Below are 21,731 nucleotides of genomic sequence, written 5' to 3' on the forward strand. Positions count from 1 at the left end.
TTAGTCTAGCTGCAGGTGCTAGCTCCGTCACAATTTCGAAAATCGCCTGCAAGGACAAAAAGCGTCTTTTTGTCGATTCCTCCAATTGTTTTTCGGAGCTGGGCAAGCACCTTTCGCTTTTCTTAGTCTAGCTGCAGGTGCTAGCTCCGTCACAATTTCGAAAATCGCCTGCAAGGACAAAAAGCGTCCTTTTGTCGATTCCTCCAATTGTTTTTGGAGCTGGGCAAGCACCTTTCGCTTTTCTTGTCTAGCTGCAGGTGCTAGCTCCGTCACAATTTCGAAAATCGCCTGCAAGGACAAAAAGCGTCTTTTTGTCGATTCCTCCAATTGTTTTTCGGAGCTGGGCAAGCACCTTTCGCTTTTCTTAGTCTAGCTGCAGGTGCTAGCTCCGTCACAATTTCGAAAATCGCCTGCAAGGACAAAAAGCGTCCTTTTGTCGATTCCTCCAATTGTTTTTCGGAGCTGGGCAAGCACCTTTCGCTTTTCGTTGAGAAGGGGTAAAATTGTGGTTATTAAGTAAAGAGGTGGTAAACATGGATTGGTTAAATTTGGCGGAGTCCAGAAAAGATGAGCTCGTTTCAGAATTGCAACAGTTAATTCAAATTAAAAGTGTGCTTGATCAAGAAACTTCAAGCGAGGATGCTCCTTTTGGTGAAGGTCCATTGGAGGCTCTAAAATATATGCTGAGGTTGGGGGAGCAACAGGGATTCACTGCAAAAAATATTGATAATTATGCCGGTCATCTTGAAATGGGCTCCGGTGAGGAAATGCTTGGCATTTTATGCCATGTAGATGTAGTGCCCGTTGGCGACTCTTGGACATACCCTCCTTTTAAAGGCGAGGTAGCCGATGGTAAATTATATGGCCGTGGGGCAATCGATGATAAAGGGCCTACGATGGCAGCCTATTTAGCAATGAAGCTGGTGAAGGACTCGGGAATTGAATTAAATAAGCGCGTGCGCATGATTATTGGAACGGATGAGGAAAGTGGCTTCCGATGTGTCGATCATTATTTTACAAAAGAAGAAATGCCGACAATCGGTTTTGCTCCGGATGCTGATTTTCCACTAATTAATGCGGAGAAAGGGATAGCACTCCTTGATTTTTCGCAAAAAGGAAATTTAGAAGATGATGAGCAAATTATAGCATTTAAAGCTGGACAACGTTCCAATATGGTGCCTGATACAGCAAATGCCATCGTCCAAAATGTCCCGCCATCAATCGAAGATGCATTTTGGGCCTTTCTTGAAAAAAATAGCACTGATGGTACATTAACGAAAGAAGACGGTCGATATATAATAACTATAAACGGCAAAGCGGCACATGCAATGGAACCTGAAAAAGGGAGAAACGCGGCCGTATTATTATCAAAGTTCCTCCAAAATTTTGTGACGACAAAAGCGAGTAAGGAATTTGTTGCATTTATGGTCGATACATTTGAAGATGATCATTTTGGCAGCAGAATCAAGCTGGACTATTACGATGAGATGTCCGGCCATACGACATTAAATCCGGGTGTTGTATTATTCCATCAAAAACGAGGAGGCCATATCCAAGTCAGTATGCGTTATTCGGTAAGCTATCCTTTTGAAGGAAAAATAACAGAAGCATCCGCGGAAGTTGCTGCTTTAGGATTTGCGCTTGATGTGGCTGCTAATTCAGCACCACATTTCGTACCGGAAGAGGATGACTTTGTCCAAACTTTATTAGGGGTGTACCGGAAGTATACTGCTGACGACACGAAGCCTTTGTCCACAGGTGGAGGCACATATGCCCGAACTATGGAAAAAGGAGTGGCTTTTGGCATGCTGTTCCCGGACGAACCGGATGTAGCCCACCAAGCCGATGAATTCGTAGTGATCGATAATTTAGTAAGAGCAGCAGCTATATATGCAGAAGCGATAGCCCAGTTGGCGGGAAAAAAATAAAGGTTAAAAGGGTTGGTTTTATGAAATACACTTTATGGAATGACAAAATTGTGGAAGATCAATTGGTAACCATCAATAAAGAAGATCGCGGCTATCAATTTGGCGATGGTGTGTATGAAGTAATCAAGGTATATGATGGTGAAATGTTCACAGCTAAAGAGCATATCGATCGTTTTTATGTCAGTGCGGAAAAAATCAAGTTAACAGTACCATATACCAAGGATAAGCTGCATCAATTGCTGCATGAACTCATTGAAGCAAATGAATTGAATACTGGAAATCTGTACTTCCAGCTAACACGCGGTGCATCTTCCCGTAATCATGTATTCCCCGGGAATGAAGTATATCCAGTATTAACTGGTAATGTAAAAGAGGCACCTCGTTCGGTTGAAAATGGAAAAAATGGAGTAAAAGCAACGTTCTCAGAAGATGTTCGTTGGTTGCGATGTGACATTAAGTCATTAAATTTGTTGGGTGCCGTGCTGGCAAAACAAGAGGCTCATGAGAAAGGCTGTTACGAAGCGATTCTACACCGTGGAGAAACGGTAACAGAAGGATCTTCAACAAATGTTTTCGGTATTAAAAATGGTATTCTCTATACACATCCTGCCAACAATTTCATTTTGAGCGGAATAACACGCGGTGTTATTCTGGCATGTGCAAATGAAATCGGATTGCCTGTAGAAGAGCGGGCCTTTACAAAAGACGAAGCTTTGCAAATGGATGAATTGTTTGTTTCATCGACAACGTCGGAAATCACACCAGTCATTGATATAGATGGAAATGCCATTAACGGTGGCGTTATCGGTGAGTGGACACGCAGATTACAGAAGCAGTTTGAAACAAAGCTTCCTGTTGCAAGCACAATTTAAAAACATAAATAGTCTTATGATTAGTGGATAGGATAACATCATCTATCCACTATTTTTAGTGCCCCTTCATGTGAAATGAAATTGTAATTGTTCATCCGTGGTATGTTAATGCAATAAAAGGGTATAGAATGTATAAAAGGAGTCTTCAGGTCAAGACGTGAGTGAGTTTACTGCGTACATGATACATAAAGGAGTGTTTTGGTTGGCTCAATTAGTAAAGCTTCAAGATTATATATCAAGATATCAAATAGACCTATCAAGGTACCCTACACAGTTTGTCCGTTTAAAGAAAATCCAGTGGGATCGTGTAAAGCAGCAATGGGTATCTGGTGAAGAAATATCCCAGTGGGAGCAAATTGAAGAACAAACTGCTGTGAAAGATAATAAGAGGTCATTTTCCTTTTTTGAAAAATTTAAAATGAAAAAAGAACCAAAACAGGTTGAAAATTTTGAGGAAGTTGAGATAACAAACGAACTAATCAATCAAGAAGAAGACATTCCCGATGAAGAATCAACCCTGTTTTTTGAGCCCAATATCGTGTATAAACCGAATTCGATTGAAGAGTTGAAGAAAATGTTCCTAGATCAATTTTTCCATTTTCAAATAAAATGGGCAAGTTCCACTACTCGGGAAAAATCTTATGTTGATCCTAAATTTTTGCGGGATACACTACTTCGAAACATGCTTCAAAGTTTTCCGGATAGTTTTTTAGTATTCTACTATCCAATCGTAAAAGTAAAAAAGGCTCCCATAGAGCTGGATATCGTTCTGCTGGCACCAACGGAATGTTTTTGTATTACTGTAGTGGAACAAGAAAATCAAGCTGTCTTTGTAGGGGAAGGGGACCGTTTTTGGACGAAAAAGTTCGGTAAAATGAGCAGTAAAATATTAAACCCTTTAATCCAATTGAACCGGATGGAATCCATCATATCCAAAATACTGATCGAGAATGAAGTAGAGATGCCTATCCGTAAAATCCTTCTCTCACGGAATGGCTATTTTGACTATCCTGGCACAGCATTTAATGTCCAATTTATTGATAAGCGAGATTTCCCGAATTGGATGCAGCAATTAAGACAGTACTCTTCGCCAATGAAACATATGCAAATGCGGGCGGCAACCGCTATCTTGCAAACCGTCCAAACGACTTCCTTCAATCGGGATATTTGGAATACTGAAAATTCACAGGAATAAAGAAAACGAGTTCCTGATTCAGTAAATGGGCATGGAACGGAAGCCATACTAGCTCCAATAAATGATTGAACACACTGGGACTTGGCAAACTAAGTTATGCATAAGTGTATCCATTTCAATGATAATGATTTAGACAAATTCACAACAAAGTGCAAAGCAAGGAATGAAGCAAATGGATCGTTTGTCACAGTCTATACCAATCATATTTGGCGAGGAATGAGGGTATCGTAACTTGCCAAATAATGACTGCTTTCATCAATGGTTAGTATTTCTCAAGATAATGGTATATTTGATATCAGCAATTTATTTGTCTTCCTGCAGCACCCTAAAGGAATTTCTTCAGCTACAAAAAATAGAGATTTTTTATACATATTGTCCTGTCAAATAAAATGGGTATTGTGGTTTTGCGAAACGAATAGTAGGTGAATTGAAAATAAAGAAAATGATGACGAAAATAGCGCCGCGATGTAATCATTAGAAAAATAAGCTATAATGACAAAAAGATTTGAAATGAAAAAGGTATTTTAGACGAAGAACTAGAAAAGAGGATTAGGCATTGAGATTAAGAAATAAACCGTGGGCAGAAGAATTTATTACGAGTCATCCGGAAGTTATTATTCCAAACCCGGAGGAATATAAAGGGAATTGGCAGCGCATTTTTGGAAACGATCACCCGATCCATATTGAAGTGGGGACGGGGAAAGGGCAATTTGTAACCGGTATGGCTTTGGCAAATCCCGATATTAACTATATAGGGATAGAATTATATACAAGTGTCATTGTTGTGGCTTTAGAAAAAGTAATCGAAGCCAATACACCACCAAATTTACGGTTATTAAAAGTGAATGGGGCAGATTTGGATAAGTACTTTGCAAAAGGTGATGTAAGCCGGGTTTACTTAAATTTCTCGGATCCTTGGCCTAAGACACGCCATGCGAAACGCCGCCTCACACACGAAGGATTTTTGAAACTATATGAGTCGATTCTGATTGATGAAGGGGAAATCCACTTTAAAACTGACAACCGTGGATTGTTTGAATATTCATTGGTGAGCATGTCTGAATATCGCATGCTATTAAAATATGTTTCCCTTGATTTACATGCCAATATGCCTGAGGACAACATCATGACGGAGTACGAAGAAAAGTTTTCAGCCAAAGGCCAGCCGATCTATCGATTGGAAAGCCAGTTCGTAGCACAAAAGTAGAGCAAATTTGCGGGGATTATTTGCACCGCTGCACATGTGCTGACCGGAATCGCAAGTTGCCGATTTGTATTATTAATAGACTGTGATGGATAAAACAATATTGGTCACAGTTTACTAAATAGAGTTTGAAAATTCGATCTGACAATAAGGGGGAGAAATGGATGGATCAACTACAATTTCACGACATGACTTTAACATGGCTCGAAGGGGGCGTCACTTCATTAGATGGCGGAGCAATGTTCGGCGTGGTGCCAAAACCATTATGGTCACGAAAATACCCGGTGAATGAAAAAAATCAAATAGAGTTGGCCTGTGAACCGATTCTAATCCAATTCGAAGGAAAAAACTATTTGATCGATAGCGGCGTAGGTTTCAACAAGCTATCGGAAAAACAGCTGCGGAATTTTGGAGTGACAGAAGAATCGACAATACTCCAAAGCTTGCAAAAATTGGGGCTTGAGGCATCAGATATCGATGTTCTCCTAATGACCCATTTACATTTTGATCACGCTGGGGGATTGACACGATGGGAAGGTGATGAACTAGTGCCGACATTCCCAAATGCCAAAATCTATACAACACAAACTGAGTGGGATGAAATGAGAAATCCCAATATTCGTTCGAAAAATACGTATTGGAAGGAAAATTGGGAGCCTGTACAGCATCTTGTAGAGACGTTTGAAGGTCAAGTTACGATAGCGCCTGGATTAGAAATGATCCATACCGGGGGGCATAGTGACGGACATGCCATCATCAAACTATCCCAGCAAGGCGAAACGATGCTGCACATGGCTGACATTATGCCAACTCACGCACATCAAAATCCATTATGGGTATTGGCCTATGACGACTATCCGATGACCAGCGTATTTGCGAAAGAAAAGATATTGAAAGAGGCATTGGCAAATGGCTATAAATTTATCTTTTACCATGATGCCTATTATCGAATGATTCAGTGGGGTCAAGATGGAAAAGAGATAACGGATTCTCTGAAACGGGGAAAAGAAGCAAGAATCCAATTCCAAACGAACCTATAAAAATAAGCTGTTCGATTTTTTCAATCGAGCAGCTATTTATCGTTATCTTTTCTATGATTTTACTAGATCTACAACTACACCTGATCGCGCATCCGCTGCAAACTCAAATGTTTCCAACTGACCGTTGTTCATGCGTGTAATCCCGCCACGGTAAACAGGAATGGTCATCACGCCATTGTTGAAATCCTCAGTTTTCATGTAAATCCAAGAACCATCGATAGGGCTTTCCTTCTTAAATTCATCTTTTACATTGTCTAAAACTTGATTGGCAGGTACAAAAGGTGAAATTCTTTCAGAAGCTTCTTTAATGATAATTGCGGCAGCTAGACCAGTAGCCACACCTATTAAAAAATCTCTTAATTTCATTTGTCATCCTCCTCTTTTGCTATTCCTCATTTTAACATTATTTAGTATGGAAGTCTTGTACTACTACCATGAAAAAGTACTTCCACATAAATAATTAAATGGATAGAAAAGGAGTATTGGAACAAGCTTTAAAAAGAAGTGAGCAAGTAGTTTATGTAAATTTATCCTTTATTTCAATTCGAAAATCGAAATATATATGTTAAAATAAACAAGTATCTAAATAAATAGGGAGTGTTCTTATGAATACTGAAACATTACAATTATTTAAAACATTAACGGAATTACCTGGAGCGCCAGGGAATGAACATGCCGTCCGCAAATTTATGCGTACCGAGCTGGAGAAATACTCCGATGAAATCATCCAGGATAACCTTGGTGGGATTTTTGGAGTAAGAAAAGCAGCAGATGATAATGCACCTAAAATTTTAGTTGCCGGCCATATGGATGAAGTTTCGTTTATGGTCAAAAACATTACTGAAAATGGGATGATTCAATTCCAGACACTTGGTGGTTGGTCAAACCAAGTGTTACAAGCCCAACGAGTGACTGTCTATGCTAAAGAAAAAGAAATTCCTGGTGTCATTGCCTCCATTCCTCCACACTTGCTTAGAGGGTCAGACAAAAAAGGGGCAATGGAAATTAAAGATATGCTGATCGATGTTGGTGCGGATAGCAAACAGCAGGCTTTAGAAATGGGCATACAACCCGGTCAATCAATCATTCCGATTTGTCCATTTACTCCTATGGCGGATCCTAAAAAGATTATGGCAAAAGCTTGGGATAATCGATATGGATGTGGTTTGGCGATTGAATTGCTAAAAGAGTTAAAGGACGAAAAGGTAAACAATCATCTCTACTCAGGGGCAAACGTGATGGAAGAAGTCGGTCTACGCGGTGCACAAGTGTCGGCTAATATGATAAAACCAGATATTTTCTTTGCATTGGATGCATCAGCTGCAAATGATACAACTGGTGATAAAACACAATTTGGCCAACTAGGAAAAGGGACGCTTTTGCGAATTTACGATCCGACTATGGTCACTCACCGCGGCTTACGTGAATTTGTACTCGACACGGCCGAAACGAATAGCATTCCATATCAATATTTCGTTTCCCAAGGCGGGACAGATGCAGGGAAAGTGCATATTGCCAATAAAGGAATTCCAAGTACTGTAATCGGAATCTGCTCACGATATATCCATACTTCGGCTTCCATTATTCATGTCGATGATTACGCAGCAGCGAAAGAGTTGCTCGTTAAACTTGTAAGAACGCTGGATAGAAGCACCGTTGATACAATCATTAACAATGGCTAGGTTTATGCAAAAGATGGAAGATGCCGGTGTTGGCATCTTTTTTCTTGAGCAAACGTCCTAAAAGACTAGGAGATGAATAAGTTGTTGGTAGCAATTGGAACAAATAATAAAGCTAAAATAGCAGCAATCCAAAATATAGTAAACCAATATTTTGAAAATGTTCAATATGTTCAAGTAGCAGCAGCGTCCAATGTGTCGGAACAGCCTTTTTCAAACGAAGAAACGAGGCAAGGGGCGATCAATCGAGCGGTCAATACTTTAGAAGAAGTCAAGGGAGACTTGAACTTTGGGCTTGAGGGCGGCGTGCATGAGCTGGATGATTTTTTGTATTGTACAAATTGGGGTGCACTTGCACTAAAGGATGGAACAGTTTTTTCGGCAGCAGGTGCCCAGTTTGCATTACCCGAAGTAATTGCAAAAGAGCTGCGTGCGGGTAAAGAATTAGGCCCCGTGATGGATAATTACACTAAACAACGGGATACACGCTTGGGTTCAGGAGCTGTAGGTATATTTACAGCCGGCCTTGTTGATCGAACAGAAATGTTCGAGCATATTGTCAAATTACTGATTGGACAATACTTGTTCCTGGTTAAAAAATAAAAGCTTCATCGTATATTTCTAAGTAGTTATCGCATGAATTTTGATTAAATAAATATTAATTAAGGTCTTTTTCGAAAGGAATACTCGAACAATGAAGTTGCATCGATACCTATTTATCATTTAAAATAAGTAGTTGAATAGAAAGTGGGGAGTACATATGAAACGCAAATGGTTACTTGCCCCTGCCTGTTGTGTCTTGCTATTCACATTAACAGGCTGTGGAAAAACCGTTGAAGAGCAAATCGATACGGGTGTAGCAAGTGCTCAAACTGTTTTTGAAGAAAACCCTCAACAGCCAAATAAAACAATTGGTAAGATTCAATTATTTGTTCCTTCTGGTTATGAAGTAAAAGAAAGCGAGGACCTGAATAATTTAATTATTAAGCAGGGAAATGCAAGCTATATTCTTTTCGTCAATTATCATGAAAAAGAAGACAGTAACTTACATTATGAATTGTTAAAAAAGGATCCATCCAAAAAGATCATTAAAGAAGAAACGGTAGAACTAGATGGTGCTTTTGGATTCAGTGCAGTTCTTGAATACGATAAGGAACAATTTGAACTGATTGTTAGTAGTGGTGGGGTGAAAATGTCTACAATTTCTGAAGACAAAAATATCGATCAGAAGCTTGTGGATATGATGACGATTGTACGTTCAGTCAAGATAGATGCCGAAAAAGAATAAGGTGCGAACAAACTAATCGACTAGAAATAGAATATTTTGTTACAATAAGTTATATATATTTTACGGTTCACTTTGTGTGAGCCGTTTATTTTTGTTGAATAATAAGAAAATAGCACGATCATAATTACATAATTTTTTGTAATTGGAAAGGATGTGATCAGATGAAATCGAAAGAACTAGTTGAAACATTGAAAGCTCGTTTAGGAATCGATATATTTGATTTTAATTTTGATAAAGAAAAAGATACGTTGCGCCTTGATCATAAGTCATTGAACCGAGGGATTGATATCTCGTTACCAGAAATAATCGCCAAATATCAAACAACTAAAGAAAAGGCGATTGATGAAGTGGTCTATACAATTCAGCAAACATTTTCTGCAATGGAAAAAGAACAAAGTGAGGGGTTTCATGATTTATCTTTAGTTTATCCTGTTATCCGATCAACTTCTTTTGCCACACAATCAAATGAAGGTTTTCCATTTTTGACAACAGATCACACAGCAGAAACAAGGATTTATTATGCTTTGGATTTGGGGACAACCTATCGTTTAGTCGACGAGTCAATGCTGGAAAAATTAAAAGTCACTGCCAATCAAGTCCGGGAAGCGGCGCGTTTTTCTGTCAGAAAGCTGCCAACGAATACGAAGAAGGATGAAGTGGCTGGCAATATCTTTTATTTCTTAAATCACAATGATGGATATGATGCGAGCAGGATTCTGAATGAATCCTTCCTAAAAGATATGGAAAGCAAAGTCGAAGGGGATATGACGCTATCTGTTCCTCATCAGGATGTGTTAATTATTGGTGATATACGCAATGAAGTAGGTTATGATGTATTAGCGCAAATGACGATGCATTTCTTTTCTGTAGGTGCCGTGCCGATTACATCATTATCATTTGTCTATGAAAAAGGCGAACTGGAGCCAATCTTTATATTGGCTAAAAATAGAGTGGAGAAGGAGAAAGAAGAAAAATGATTGTAGCTTATAACAAACCTTTTGTGGGGGACGTACTTTTGGTCCAACTAGCAACTGAAAAAATTGTCAACACCGAAGTGGAGAAAGTCGGCGATATCGCCATTTTAAAAGAGCAAGCAACTGGAGAAATCAAAGCTTTCAATATTTTCAATGCCAGTAAGTATTTCGAGCTGGAAGTACAAGGTGCAGTAGAAGTAACACCGGAGATTGTGGAAAAAATCGAGGCGGCCCTAAAGGAGAATGAAGTCACGATTTCCCTGGATGTGGATTTTACGCCTAAATTTGTAATTGGGCATGTTGAAGAAAAAGAAAAACACCCAAATGCTGATAAACTAAGTATTTGTAAAGTGAATGTAGGGGACGAAGTATTACAGATCGTTTGTGGAGCACCAAATGTCGAGGCAGGACAAAAAGTTGTTGTAGCAAAAATTGGCGCAGTAATGCCATCTGGATTAGTGATTAAAGATTCAGAACTGCGAGGGGTTGCTTCGAGCGGAATGCTTTGCTCTGCAAGAGAACTTGCAATTCCAAATGCACCATCTGCCAAGGGGATTTTAGTGTTGGAGGAAGATGCAGTAGTTGGTTCACCTTTCGAGATTCCGTCAAATCTGTAATAGATGCAATATAAATTAATGGCCGCTCAAGATTTGAGCAACCTGATTTCAATAGTCCAGGGAGATTTCACCAATGTGGAATCTCCTTTTTCTTTTTATTGAAATGTTTTAACATTGTTATCTTATTGAAATGTAACTATGATATGATTTTGCTAACTAAGGTAGATTTATATTATTTACCCAGTAGCCTCTTTTTTGAATAAACTGGTTAAAGGTATGCATAAAGGCATGGGTTCCTTAAGAAATTGGAATCATTGGTTAAATATTGGTGCCTACTAACATATAATTACTTTATAATATAATAGTTACGTTGATAGAAAAGAGTGATAAACGATGAACTGGTTTAAAAAACAAATTAATAAATTATTTGATAATGATATAGATGATGAAGAATATTACGAAGAGGATGAATTCGAAGAACTAACATCCACCAGTTTGGATGAGGCAGGACGCCATACTGACAATCAAAATAAGAAAAAGAGCTTCAAGTTTCCGATAATTGCAGACGAAGAAATAGAACCCCCTCTACAGTCTACTCAATCCTTGGATCAGGAATTTCAAAATGAACTTTCTAATAGACTTGATGAGTCCAAAAGAGAATCAAAGTATTTTTACCAGCAGAATGCGATTTCCAAAGTCTTCGATGTTGAGGTTTCGGGAATACGTGATTTACTAGAAAAACGCCAGCGAATAAAAGGATATTCGAATGTTATGAATCATCAGGAATCTACCAAGATTCGCCGGGTTGAGAAAGCAAAAAACCTGGAACCGATTAAAAAGGAAATCAAAAATCCACTTCCGGTTAAAAAGAATGTTGTTGAACAAGATGATCCACTTATTCCAAAAAGAAGATTTGTTCCAACCCAAGTTCCATCTCCTGTTTATGGTTTTAAAAAGCCAAGCAACATTGATCAGTTGCTGTCCAAGAAACAAGGCAGGGCAGGTACGAAGCAAAACGCAAACGAAAATGAGCCGGAGGATAGTTTATCTATTCCAGATGTTGCTCCTATTCAATTCGAAAAGAAAGTGGAGCTCATGCTTTCGGAAAGTGCAAGAGTGAAAGAGGAAATTGCAAGTTCATTAAGTCCACTTGCAACTACTGAAAGTTTGCAACCGGAAGATGAGGCAGATGTGCATATGGCTACAGCGAACCGTTATATCGAAATTGAGGATGAGGTTAATGAAGAACCATACTCATTAGGGACAGAATTGTTTGCACAAGTGGAAGAGCTTCCAATATTAGCAGAAACGTCTGTACTTGAATCTTTGGAGGCGGATAATGAATCTGGATGGAGCGAACTTGAAGAACGGGTATCAAATAATTTTGATTCCATGAATCAACACGCAGTTCCTCAACTTGTAGAGAATGGCTTGGTAGAACAGCTCATCAAGGAAGTTGAAATCGAAGTAGAAATGAATGATGAGGATGCGTGGGCGTCTGAGGAAATTGAAGCTGCCAATGCCAATGATATTCATAACTACGAAGAACCGAAGGGCATTTATCCAGAAACTGAAATTGTACACCAATCTTATACAGAGGAACAACCTATTCAAAGTGCCCAAGTTTCAAGGTTGGTTTCAATCGCTTTAGGTGATGCTGATTTTGAAGTGGAAACTGTATCCCATACAGAAGTGGAGCATGAAAGCCTTTCATCAAATGAACAACATTTTGAAAGACAAGCTATCGATGTATCAGACACTGGGGAAATCAATATAGATGGAATAAATAATCTTTGCGGGAACGAAGAAAGTATAACGGAACAACCGCCTTCTAAAGGTAGTAGATTACCGTTTAATGTATTAATGCTGAAATCCGACAAAGAAAAATATGCTGCCAAACTGGCACAAAAACAAATGGCTCAACATAATGATGTTATTAAGGAAATGCATAGGCATACAACCAAGACTGAAGAACAACGGGAGACGGAGCAATCCCACAGTGCTTTACTATCTGTATCTACAGAAGAAGTGCCGGACACGGTCGAAAAGTATCAACAACCAATCGTATTGCAAGTAGATGATACGGAGAAAAATGAAATGCTCCAGATGGATGAAGGGGAAACCGAGCTTTTTTCAGAAGAGGTAGAGCCGACGCCAAAAATGGAGATTTCACCGAACCAAAAGGACAAATCATCACCGAAAATTTATATTAAGCCTTCTTATGATTTTTTATCACCCCCCGAAGAGAAAACGGAAGATCGGGAGTGGCTGGAATCGCAGGGCGAGGTTTTGGTGGAGTCCTTATCCTATTTCCAGGTAACAGCCCAAGTGGAGTCTATCACACAGGGACCAGCCGTAACGCAATTCGAGATTACAGTCGGCCACGGGACCAAGGTTAGTAAAGTAAGGAACTTGTCGGATGATTTAAAGCTTGCTTTGGCAGCGAAGGATATCCGGATTCAGGCACCCATTCCAGGAAAGAGCACAATTGGGATAGAAATTCCGAACCGCATCTCACGAGCTGTGCAATTATCCGAAGTAACTTGCAGTGATTCCTTTTTACAATCTGAATCGCCACTGGAAGCAGCATTAGGTCTGGATTTGACAGGTAAGCCTGTTACAATCGATTTAAGAAAAATGCCCCATGGATTGATTGCAGGTGCTACTGGTTCAGGGAAAAGTGTTTGTATTAATTCGATTTTAGTTAGTTTATTATATAAAGCGGATCCAAATGAATTGAAGCTTATGCTCATCGATCCGAAAATGGTCGAACTTGCACCATTCAATCATATCCCGCATCTTGTCAGCCCGGTAATCACCGATGTCAAAGCGGCAACTGCAGCGCTGAAATGGGCTGTAGAGGAAATGGAAAGACGCTACCAATTGTTTGCTCATGTCGGAGTGCGGGATTTGCCAAGGTATAATAAATTGGCTGATTCAAAAGGGGAGCATGGGCATAAGTTGCCTTATATCCTAATCGTGATTGACGAGCTTGCAGATTTGATGATGATGTCCCCGGCGGATGTGGAAGAAGCCATTTGCCGTATTGCTCAAAAAGCTAGGGCTTGTGGAATACATTTGATTGTAGCAACTCAACGCCCATCGGTTGATGTAATTACAGGTCTGATAAAATCGAATATACCGACCCGCATTGCATTTGCGGTTTCTTCGCAAGTCGACTCACGTACAATTTTGGATAGCCAAGGTGCAGAGAGACTGCTTGGAAGAGGGGATATGCTGTACTTGGGTAATGGCATGAGTGCACCGATCCGACTGCAAGGTACATTTGTAACAGATGATGAGATTGAAGAAATTATAGATCATGTAAGAGGGCAGGGCGAACCTGATTATTTCTTCCAACAAGACGAACTACTTAAAAAATCGGAAATGGTTGAAGAACAAGACGAGTTATTTGAAGAGGTTTGCCGATTTGTTCATGAACAAGGTTCAGCTTCCACTTCTTCAATTCAAAGAAAATATCATATCGGTTATAATCGTGCCGCACGCTTGATCGATATGTTGGAAAGCCAAGGTTTTATTTCAGAGCCAAGAGGGAGTAAGCCAAGAGAGGTCTATATTACAGACTCTGATCTAACTTCGATGTTTGAATAATGAGGGGGATTCCCTCTCATTTTTTTTCAAGGCAAAGAAAAAATAAATCCAGGAAATTTGCACTTCAAAAGTTGAAGCACACAGCGTTCGATCATTTTCTAACCAAAATTAAAAATACGAATAAATGAGTGAATGAATAGATAAATAAAGATATTTTACAATATTCTTTACTAAAAATAATGCTATAATGGGGTAAGTTTTGTTTAATTGGCACAAACTAACTCTAATTACAAACGTTCATTCATAGGGACCTGTGGATCCCAGGAGGTTTAAAATATGACATTTTATCATTTTACAGGAATTAAAGGTTCAGGCATGAGTTCACTGGCTCAAATTTTATTTGATTCAGGAGAAGAAGTTCAAGGTTCTGATTATGAAACTTACTATTTTACAGAAAAACCGCTAAGAGATCGAAATATTACGATTTTGCCTTTTAGCGCTGACAATATTAAAGAAGGCATGACTGTTATTGCCGGTAATGCATTCCCGGATGAGCACCCGGAAATTGTCCGTGCTAAGGAACTGGGAGTGGAAGTTATCCGCTACCACAAATTTTTGGGCGATTATATCAATCGTTATACATCAATCGCTATTACTGGAGCACATGGGAAAACGTCGACAACCGGGCTGATGAGCCATGTGATAGCTGGCTTCATGCCAACATCATTCTTGATCGGTGATGGCACTGGTTCCGGTAAAGAGGATGCAAGCTTTTTTGTTTTGGAAGCTTGCGAGTATCGACGTCATTTTTTAGCTTATCATCCAGATTATGCAGTGATGTTGAATATCGACTTCGACCATCCTGACTATTTTTCGGGTATCGAGGATGTCTATTCGGCATTCCAGGAGCTGGCACTCCAAGTGAATAAGGCGATTATCGCATGTGGAGACGATGAGCACCTTCAACAAATCCAAGCAAATGTTCCTGTAGTCTATTATGGATTTGGGGCACATAACGATTTTGAAGCAAGAAATATTGAAAAATCAACAGAGGGTACAATATTTGAAGTTTATGTTCGCAATGAATATTATGATAAATTCTTTATTCCTCTCTATGGTGACCATACGGTTTTAAATGCACTTGCTGTTATTTCCCTATCTCATTACGAAGGAATTCCGGCACAATTGGTTCAAGAACGACTCCGAACTTATAGTGGTGTAAAAAGACGTTTCACAGAGACGAAAATTGGGAATAGTGTACTTGTAGATGATTATGCACATCATCCAACCGAAATAAAGGCAACAATACAATCAGCACGTCAAAAATATCCTGACCGACAAATTATAGCTGTTTTTCAACCTCATACATTCAGCCGTACCGCTGCATTTTTGCAGGAGTTTGCCGATAGCTTGTCGAAAGCGGATGCAGTATATTTATGTGATATTTTCGGTTCGGCCCGTGAAAAACAGGGAGCTTTATCAATTGAAGATTTACAAGCCTTAATAACGAATAGTGATATTCTACAATTGGATAAAATTGAACGTTTAAAAGAACATAGTGATGCTGTTTTCTTGTTCATGGGTGCCGGAGATGTCAATAAATACCAAAATGCATTTGAGAATGTATTGGAAGACAATGAAGAAACAGCTTAAACGCCTAAGTTTAGGCTGTTTTTTCTAGACGGAAGGAATCGCTCAAGATTTGTCGAATAATAGGAAGTAGTAGACGTAGGAGGTTATTTTATGGAAATTATTTTATACATCTCGGCATTACTTGCTGCAATTGGATTTTTAGTATTATGTATTAGTGTGGGAATGACACTATTTGGGTTGAAAAATACTTTGAACAGCATAGCAGGAACGATTGCCGGTATTGAAGGGCAAATGGAAGGGATTACTCGTGAGACAACCTCCCTATTAGCAAAAACGAACACGCTTGCAGAAGACATTACGGAAAAATCGGAAAAGCTGAATACTGTTGTTGATGCCGTAAAAAATATCGGGGTTTCAGTAAATGGTTTAAATACATCCATTAACCAAATTACTACATCCATATCATCGGAAGTAAGAAAAAATGAAGAGAAAATAGCACAAGTAGTCCAATGGGGTAATGTGGCAATGGAAATTGCCGATAAATGGAAACAACGCAAAACGATCGATCAAACAGATGTGGATGGGGCTACGGAAGAAATCGTAAAGAAATCTTCTAAATTTAAGCGTAGAACATAAAAAGGGGATGTTTTGGAAATGGCAGGGGAAAAACCAAACTATAACGAAGTAAAAAATGAATTACCCAATTTACCTCAAGTTTATACAGGAACAGATGCAATGTACGAGGAGGAGTCGGTGAATATGAAAGATTTTGTTATTGGAGCACTAGTAGGCGGAATTGTTGGAGCAGCAGCTGGTTTATTGCTTGCACCTAAAACAGGCAAAGATTTGCGCAGTGATGTTGCAAGTCAAGCTGAGATGATCAAGGATCGAAGTGTCTCCTTATCATCCACAGCAAAAGAGAAAACTGTTCAAATTTCCAACCAGTTAAAAGAACAATCTACTCAGCTTGTTGATAAAGTGAAATATAAAACATCAAAGGTTCCAACCGTATTTGATGACGGTACAGTTTCATACGAAGGGGAAGAACCATTGGAAAACGAAACTTATGAAGGTGTAGATATTTCAGAAGCCTCGAGACCTTCTTCTATTTAGTAAAATAAAACCAGGTGGAAAAACAAACTGTTTTCCCACCTGGTTTTGTTTTGGCTTTTTGTTTCATTTCGGCTTTTGAACAATGAACAATAAAACTCTGTTACTTATCAATCGAATTGTGCTGTATTGGTTGTTCGATTAAAATAATTTCGAGTTGATCGCCCCCAAAAATCTCCTCATCGAATGAGGAAGGCATTCCATTTCTTAATATCGTAAATTGCCCTTTAAAATCAAGTGGCAACTGCCAATTGGAAAAACGGAAAACATCCTGGTAAATCCATCGATTTGTATCCTTTTCAACAATTGAAATGGAAGATCCATTTGAAACGGTATGTGAAGCAGAAACGGCAACTTCATTTTGCATCACTTCTCTGCATTGCTTTTTCAACTCCAAAGTTTCTTGCTGGAAGGACACGACGATCTTCTCCTCTAGCGTCAAATCGAGCTTATTCGCAATCATTTCCACTGTAGGACTTGCACACTCCTCGATACTAATTGCATCCCCGTTTTTAAATGGATATGCTGGTTTGCAAAGTTTACCATTCAGTAGTAGCTTTGAAGAAAATTCAGGAAAGAAAACCGGTTTTCCATCAATTGTTAGATAGAATGCATTCAATCTTTCCAGCAAGTCTGCATGATTAGTATGTTTAAGTAACTCTTCCACTGTCTCAATGGTTTCAACGATAAGTGAATCGCTGTCCGTGAGCACTTGATCAACCGAACATATTTTATTGTTTATTTTAACGATTGGCTCAATTGTATAAGATATATTTTGGATAGTCACATGTTTGATTAGAGCTTCATCCACTATATCCCGGACAGTAGCTTTAGCATTTTCCCCATCTTGCCCTTCAATCAATGAGATAACATCCCCGTTTTTTATCTTTGTTTTCGTAGAAGCTTGCTCACCATTTACAAGGATTGTTGCAGGCTGGCCATGCCCGCCGGGAATCAGGATATCCTGATTGTTTACTGTAATGGCAATCCCTTCGCCTGGCTTTCCATAAAGCTGTTTTGCCCGTATATTTGCTGATAGGAAAGCATCTGCGACCGTCATTTCTTTTAGCTCGAATAGTCTTACAACCTGTTCATTTACGGTTACCGACATATATTGTATAGGTGCTTTCCGTGCAGCTATCGCAATTCCTATTGGCGTCACGAGCTCAGGAGTTGTCGGAATCGACTCCTCCTTTGTCAAGTTTTGTATCGCATCAATTCCCCGAACAGCTATCCGGTTTTCAGGGAGATCCAAAAATTTGCTCAATTCACTTGGCAAATTTGGTGTCAAACTACCACCTCCGACGAGCATCACAGCTTTGGGAGGAGTTTGATTGTTCAATCTTAATAATTCACTGCCAATCGCCTGGGCAAGAGATTGGACAGAATGATGGATAGCCTTGACAACTTCTTCTTTTGGGTACGTTTGCTCGAAACCAAGGATATCCGAAATAACGACATTTTCTTCCGTGGATAATTGCCGCTTTGCAATTTCGGCGACAGGGAAATCAAGCAGATAGTGATCACTTAATGCCTCAGTGATTTCATCACCGGCAGTTGGCACCATACCATATGCAACGATCGTCCCTTTGTCGGTTATGGCAATATCAGAAGTGCCGGCACCGATATCCACCAAAGCGACATTTAACCGTCTCATTGACGGTGGAATAAGGACATTAATCGCAGCTATCGGCTCCAGGGTTAATGCTTCCATTTCCAGCTCGGCTCGTTTTAAAGCAGCAAGCAATGATTCTACAACAACTCTTGGCAAAAAAGTTGCAATCACTTCAACTGTTGCTTCATCGCCTTGCTGGTCTACCAAACTGCCGATTTCCTCTCCATCAAGTCTATAAAACAAGACGGAATACCCAACACAATAATAATGGTTTATATTTTCATCCTGCTTTGAAGAGAGCAGTTTTGCCTGCGCTTGTTGAACAGCCTGCAGCTCAAGACGGCCAACATCTTCTTCTGTAAACATGGGGCGATTCTTAATATTGACCGTACTAGAAGCCTGCTCTGTTTTTAAAGCACGTCCAGCAGCAGCCACACTAACTTTTGATAAAGGGCCATAAGTAGCTTCGAGTTCACTTTTGATTTCTTTAATTAAATCTGCAACATATAAAACGTTATGTATTTGTCCGTCTACCATCGCCCGCTCTCTATGTTCTTTTACAAGAATGTCCTTTACGTGAAAATGGTCGTTATGCTCTTCTAGAATGATGCCGACGACTGAGCGTGTTCCAATATCTAAAGCAAATAATTTTGAACCCAGTGAAATCGCTTCCTTTCAAGGAAATTTTCAATATACTTTAGCGAGTTGAATCGCTAAAGAAAAAAGCGTGACAATTTGAAATTAGTTGATTATAATATGATTAATAACTTCAAATGTACCATACATTTTGATGTTCTTCAAAAGGCTAGCATACAGAAAAGGAGAGGAGAAATGAAATGAGTGAGCAAAATTTAGAAGCATTACGAGGTCAGATAGACGAATTAAACATAGAAATCCTACGTTTAATTAACGAACGAGCAGAGATTGTAGATGAGATTGGCAAAATTAAGGGAAAACAAGGTGTTAACCGATATGATCCTCTTCGTGAGCGCCATATGTTAAACCTTTTAAAAGAGCACAATAAAGGTCCGTTGAATCAAATGACGGTAGATTATATATTTAAGCAAATATTCAAGACAGCATTAAAGCAACTAGAGGCGGATAAGAAAAAAGAACTACTTGTCTCACGCAAGAAAAAATCAGAGGATACAGTAGTCGAGATCAATGGCGAAACTGTAGGAACAGGCAGCCCGACATTCGTGTTTGGTCCATGTTCAGTAGAGTCATATGAACAAGTTGCGGCTGTTGCAGCATCAATTCAATCAAAAGGGTTAAAATTAATTCGTGGCGGTGCATATAAACCACGTACTTCCCCGTATGATTTCCAAGGGTTAGGTTTGGAAGGGCTAAAAATACTAAAACAAATCTCGAAAGAATACGGATTGGCAGTTGTGACCGAAATCGTAACTCCAGCCCATATTGAAGAAGCGCTGGATTATGTGGATGTTATCCAAATTGGTGCCCGGAATATGCAAAACTTTGAATTATTGAAAGCTGTGGGATCGACAAATAAACCGGTTCTATTAAAGCGTGGTTTAGCAGCTACAATTGATGAGTTTATTCACGCTGCAGAATATATTATGTCAAAAGGAAATGAAAATATCATGTTATGCGAGCGCGGAATCCGTACTTACGAAAAAGCAACGCGTAATACATTGGACATTTCCGCTGTACCGATTTTAAAACAAGAAACACATTTACCTGTATTTGTTGATGTAACTCATTCGACAGGCCGTCGTGATTTACTATTGCCTTGTGCGAAAGCGGCAATTGCGATAGGAGCAGACGGAGTGATGGCTGAAGTACATCCAGATCCATCTGTGGCACTTTCGGATTCTCAACAACAAATGGATATCCCGGAATTCGATGCATTCTACAATGAAATTCAAAAGTTCATGAAACAATATGAGTTAAAAGCATAAAAAAACTTTAAGCCCAAAAGTATTTTTACATACTTTTGGGCTTCTTATTTTAATTGTTTGCTATTAAGTATATGACAAATGTTTATTCTTTCTAAAGAATATAGGCTTTATATTGAAAAAGAAATGGAAATTGTCGTATGATGGAAATATTAATTTGACTTAAAAGGAGGCGTATCCTTTGACTGTAACGATTTATGATGTTGCACGTGAAGCCAATGTTTCAATGGCGACGGTGTCACGTGTAGTTAACGGAAACCAAAATGTAAAACCTGCTACCAGAAAAAAAGTGTTGGAAGTTATTGAACGCTTAGAATATCGACCGAATGCCGTAGCGCGTGGATTAGCTAGTAAAAAAACAACTACTGTTGGGGTAATCATCCCTGATATATCCAATAATATATACGCTGAAGCTGCGCGAGGCATAGAAGATATCGCAACAATGTATCGCTACAATATTATTTTAGCGAACTCTGACCAAAATGAAGACAAGGAACTGAATCTATTAGATACAATGTTAGGAAAGCAAGTGGACGGTATCGTAATGATGAGTGATGCAGTAACAGAAAAGTTGCATCAGTCAATGGAACATTCTCCTGTACCCATTGTGCTTGCCGGTTCAGTGGATGAAACGAACAATTTCCCTTCGGTTAACATCGATTATTTCCAAGCGTCTATCGAAGCTGTACAAATGTTAATAGCTAACGGCCATAAACGCATTGCATTTGTTTCAGGTCCCCTAGCATATACCATTAATTCCAGATTCAAACTTGAGGCATATAAAAAAGCATTAACAGATGCAAATCTTGAAATAGATGAACAGCTAATCATTTCGGATGACGGTACTTATGATAGCGGCCTTGAAGCATGGGACACTTTAAGTGAACTGCAGCATCCTCCAACTGCATTTTTTGCAGGAAGTGATGAATTGGCAATTGGCCTGATCCACGGTGCACAGGATAATGGAAAACAGGTTCCCAATGATATTGAAGTCATTAGCTTTGAAGACTCCAAACTTGCCCGTATGGTGCGACCACAGCTAACAAGTGTTGTATTGCCCTTATATGATATCGGAGCTGTAGCGATGCGTTTACTGACAAAATTGATGAACAAAGAGAATATCGAAGATCAATCCGTTATCATTCCTCACCGAATTGAAAAAAGAAACTCTGTAAAATAATCTTCTATGCACCCGATTGACGTTC

The 21,731-nt window shown here is 39.3% G+C and carries 19 protein-coding genes; 16 read left to right on the forward strand and 3 right to left on the reverse strand.

From position 1 onward, the window contains the following. Positions 1–27 precede the first annotated feature (27 nt). Positions 28–348: a hypothetical protein gene (locus tag CD33_RS02145; RefSeq protein ID WP_036197729.1), complete on the reverse strand. Its 321-nt coding sequence runs from the start codon at positions 346–348 to the stop codon at positions 28–30. 185 nt (positions 349–533) lie between these two features. On the opposite strand from CD33_RS02145, the gene pepV reads away from it, so the two are divergent. The 5 genes from pepV to CD33_RS02170 all read left to right on the forward strand — a co-directional run bounded on the left by pepV (position 534) and on the right by CD33_RS02170 (position 6,239). Next, positions 534–1,928 (forward strand): dipeptidase PepV, encoded by a 1,395-nt coding sequence (gene pepV / locus CD33_RS02150; protein ID WP_036197731.1) that lies wholly within the window; start codon positions 534–536, stop codon positions 1,926–1,928. Between the two features lie 20 nt (positions 1,929–1,948). Further along, on the forward strand, positions 1,949–2,800 hold the full coding sequence (gene dat, locus CD33_RS02155) for a D-amino-acid transaminase (RefSeq protein WP_036197732.1): 852 nt from the start codon (positions 1,949–1,951) through the stop codon (positions 2,798–2,800). A gap of 202 nt (positions 2,801–3,002) precedes the next feature. Continuing rightward, the gene (locus CD33_RS02160; protein WP_036197734.1) at positions 3,003–3,995 is read left to right on the forward strand and encodes a nuclease-related domain-containing protein; all 993 of its coding nucleotides are present in this window, start codon (positions 3,003–3,005) and stop codon (positions 3,993–3,995) included. Between the two features lie 556 nt (positions 3,996–4,551). After that, a complete protein-coding gene (trmB, locus tag CD33_RS02165) occupies positions 4,552–5,202 on the forward strand; it encodes a tRNA (guanosine(46)-N7)-methyltransferase TrmB (RefSeq protein ID WP_036197736.1) in 651 nt (216 codons plus the stop codon). A 161-nt stretch (positions 5,203–5,363) separates the two neighbouring features. After that, positions 5,364–6,239, forward strand: coding sequence for a YtnP family quorum-quenching lactonase (locus tag CD33_RS02170; RefSeq protein ID WP_036197737.1), 876 nt, complete (start codon positions 5,364–5,366; stop codon positions 6,237–6,239). 51 nt (positions 6,240–6,290) lie between these two features. On the opposite strand, the gene CD33_RS02175 is transcribed toward CD33_RS02170, so the two are convergent. Further along, the gene (locus CD33_RS02175; protein ID WP_036197739.1) at positions 6,291–6,605 is read right to left on the reverse strand and encodes a peptidase M4; all 315 of its coding nucleotides are present in this window, start codon (positions 6,603–6,605) and stop codon (positions 6,291–6,293) included. Positions 6,606–6,844: 239 nt separating this feature from the next. Here CD33_RS02175 and CD33_RS02180 point away from each other — a divergent pair, with 239 nt between their 5' ends. The 9 genes from CD33_RS02180 (at position 6,845) to CD33_RS02220 (ending at position 16,995) form a co-directional block, all read left to right on the forward strand. Continuing rightward, positions 6,845–7,921, forward strand: coding sequence for a M42 family metallopeptidase (locus CD33_RS02180; protein ID WP_036197742.1), 1,077 nt, complete (start codon positions 6,845–6,847; stop codon positions 7,919–7,921). Between the two features lie 81 nt (positions 7,922–8,002). Continuing rightward, entirely contained in the window at positions 8,003–8,521 is a 519-nt protein-coding gene (locus tag CD33_RS02185; RefSeq protein WP_036197743.1) for a DUF84 family protein, read from the forward strand. 157 nt (positions 8,522–8,678) lie between these two features. After that, positions 8,679–9,206: a hypothetical protein gene (locus tag CD33_RS02190; protein ID WP_036197746.1), complete on the forward strand. Its 528-nt coding sequence runs from the start codon at positions 8,679–8,681 to the stop codon at positions 9,204–9,206. Between the two features lie 161 nt (positions 9,207–9,367). Further along, a complete protein-coding gene (locus tag CD33_RS02195; RefSeq protein WP_036197748.1) occupies positions 9,368–10,183 on the forward strand; it encodes a DUF1444 domain-containing protein in 816 nt (271 codons plus the stop codon). Then, positions 10,180–10,797 (forward strand): YtpR family tRNA-binding protein, encoded by a 618-nt coding sequence (ytpR, locus tag CD33_RS02200; protein WP_036197750.1) that lies wholly within the window; start codon positions 10,180–10,182, stop codon positions 10,795–10,797. Before CD33_RS02195 ends, ytpR begins: the two co-directional genes overlap by 4 nt. Positions 10,798–11,130: 333 nt before the next feature. After that, positions 11,131–14,349, forward strand: coding sequence for a DNA translocase FtsK (locus tag CD33_RS02205; RefSeq protein WP_036197752.1), 3,219 nt, complete (start codon positions 11,131–11,133; stop codon positions 14,347–14,349). 276 nt (positions 14,350–14,625) lie between these two features. Beyond that, positions 14,626–15,942 (forward strand): UDP-N-acetylmuramate--L-alanine ligase, encoded by a 1,317-nt coding sequence (gene murC / locus CD33_RS02210; protein WP_036197754.1) that lies wholly within the window; start codon positions 14,626–14,628, stop codon positions 15,940–15,942. A gap of 90 nt (positions 15,943–16,032) precedes the next feature. Continuing rightward, complete coding sequence (locus CD33_RS02215; protein ID WP_036197757.1) at positions 16,033–16,518, forward strand: DUF948 domain-containing protein; 486 nt, start codon at positions 16,033–16,035, stop codon at positions 16,516–16,518. Positions 16,519–16,536: 18 nt separating this feature from the next. After that, positions 16,537–16,995: a YtxH domain-containing protein gene (locus CD33_RS02220; protein ID WP_036197758.1), complete on the forward strand. Its 459-nt coding sequence runs from the start codon at positions 16,537–16,539 to the stop codon at positions 16,993–16,995. Between the two features lie 100 nt (positions 16,996–17,095). Here the strand turns inward: CD33_RS02220 and pilM are convergent, their stop codons facing one another. Beyond that, on the reverse strand, positions 17,096–19,267 hold the full coding sequence (gene pilM / locus CD33_RS02225; RefSeq protein WP_036197760.1) for a pilus assembly protein PilM: 2,172 nt from the start codon (positions 19,265–19,267) through the stop codon (positions 17,096–17,098). A gap of 176 nt (positions 19,268–19,443) precedes the next feature. On the opposite strand from pilM, the gene CD33_RS02230 reads away from it, so the two are divergent. Together CD33_RS02230 and ccpA are read left to right on the forward strand one after the other, a co-directional pair. Beyond that, the gene (locus CD33_RS02230; RefSeq protein ID WP_036197761.1) at positions 19,444–20,529 is read left to right on the forward strand and encodes a bifunctional 3-deoxy-7-phosphoheptulonate synthase/chorismate mutase; all 1,086 of its coding nucleotides are present in this window, start codon (positions 19,444–19,446) and stop codon (positions 20,527–20,529) included. Between the two features lie 178 nt (positions 20,530–20,707). After that, complete coding sequence (gene ccpA / locus CD33_RS02235; protein ID WP_036197763.1) at positions 20,708–21,706, forward strand: catabolite control protein A; 999 nt, start codon at positions 20,708–20,710, stop codon at positions 21,704–21,706. Positions 21,707–21,731 lie beyond the last annotated feature (25 nt).

This window comes from Ureibacillus sinduriensis BLB-1 = JCM 15800 (genome assembly GCF_000772955.1).
Taxonomy (GTDB): Bacteria; Bacillota; Bacilli; order Bacillales_A; family Planococcaceae; genus Ureibacillus; species Ureibacillus sinduriensis.